This window comes from Sagittula salina, assembly GCF_017813235.1.
Classification (GTDB): domain Bacteria; phylum Pseudomonadota; class Alphaproteobacteria; order Rhodobacterales; family Rhodobacteraceae; genus Sagittula; species Sagittula salina.
In genome coordinates, this window is record NZ_JAGISH010000036.1 from 1 (window position 1) to 1,198 (window position 1,198).

The 1,198-nt window shown below is 58.8% G+C and carries 1 protein-coding gene; it reads right to left on the reverse strand.

Annotated elements, in window-relative coordinates; translation table 11 throughout:
- Positions 1-39: 39 nt before the first annotated feature.
- Positions 40-1,127 (reverse strand): IS3 family transposase gene (locus J5474_RS22455; protein WP_209364237.1). Its coding sequence is split into 2 segments (ribosomal slippage): positions 40-866 and positions 866-1,127, totalling 1,089 coding nucleotides; the frame shifts between segments, so codons are not numbered across the junction.
- Positions 1,128-1,198: the final 71 nt, after the last annotated feature.

Here is a 1,198-nt window from a genome sequence, read left to right on the forward strand (position 1 = left end):
GGTAATCCCCCCATTTTTAACGGGGTGCATTCGTAGAACTTACGCGGCCATTTTCAGTTTCTGGGCGGGGGTGATGCCGCCGATGCCCATGTTCGGGCGGTCGTTGTTGTAAGTCCATAGCCATTGCGTGGCGAAGTCTTGAGCCTCCTCGATGGTTTCGATGATGTATTGGTCGAGCCATTCATGGCGAACCGTGCGGTTGTAGCGCTCGATGTAGGCGTTCTGCTGGGGCTGTCCGGGTTGGATGTGCTGGATGGTGATGCCGTGTTTCTCGGCCCAGATCAGCAGCTTGCCACTGATGTATTCCGGGCCGTTGTCGACCCTTATGGTGCCCGGTTTGCCGCGCCATTCGATGATCCGATCAAGGCTCCGGACCACACGCTCGGCGGGCAAGGAAAAGTCGACCTCGATGCCAAGGCCCTCCCGGTTGAAGTCATCCAGCACGTTTAGCAGCCGGAACTGGCGCCCATCACCCAGCCGGTCGGCCATGAAGTCCATCGACCAGGTCATGTTGGGCGCCTCCGGCACCGCCAAGGTATCGGGCTTGTCCCGTTTCAGCCGCTTGCGCGGCTTGATCCGCAGGTTCAGTTCCAGCTCGCAATAGATGCGGTAGACCCGTTTGTGGTTCCACGGATGCCCCTTCACGTTGCGCAAGTGCAGGAAACACAAGCCGAACCCCCATGTCTTGCGGGCATCGGTCAGCCCGACCAGCATATCGGCGATCTCCTCGTTCTCAGCTTTCAACTTCGGGCCATAACGATAGCAGGTCTCGCTGACCTCAAAGGCCCGGCAAGCCAGCGCAATGCTGACCTTGTGGTGCGCCACCGCTTTCTCGGCCATCTCGCGGCGTTGAGATGGCCGCGTCACTTTTTTCCCAAGGCTTCCTTGAGCAAATCCGCCTGCATGCTCAGGTCCGCATACATCCGCTTCAGTCGACGGTTCTCGTCCTCGATGGCCTTCATCTGGCTGATCAAGGACGCATCCATGCCGCCATACTTCGCCCGCCACTTGTAGAACGACGCGTTGCTCATGCCATGCTCGCGGCACAGCTCGGCCACCGGCACACCGCCTTCGGCCTGACGCAGGATCGCGATGATCTGCGCCTCAGTGTATCTGCTTGTCTTCATTCAGAATCTCCTCGTTCATCTTGGCGAGAAAACTCTACTTATGCAGCCCCTTAGTTTCGGGGGGGATTACC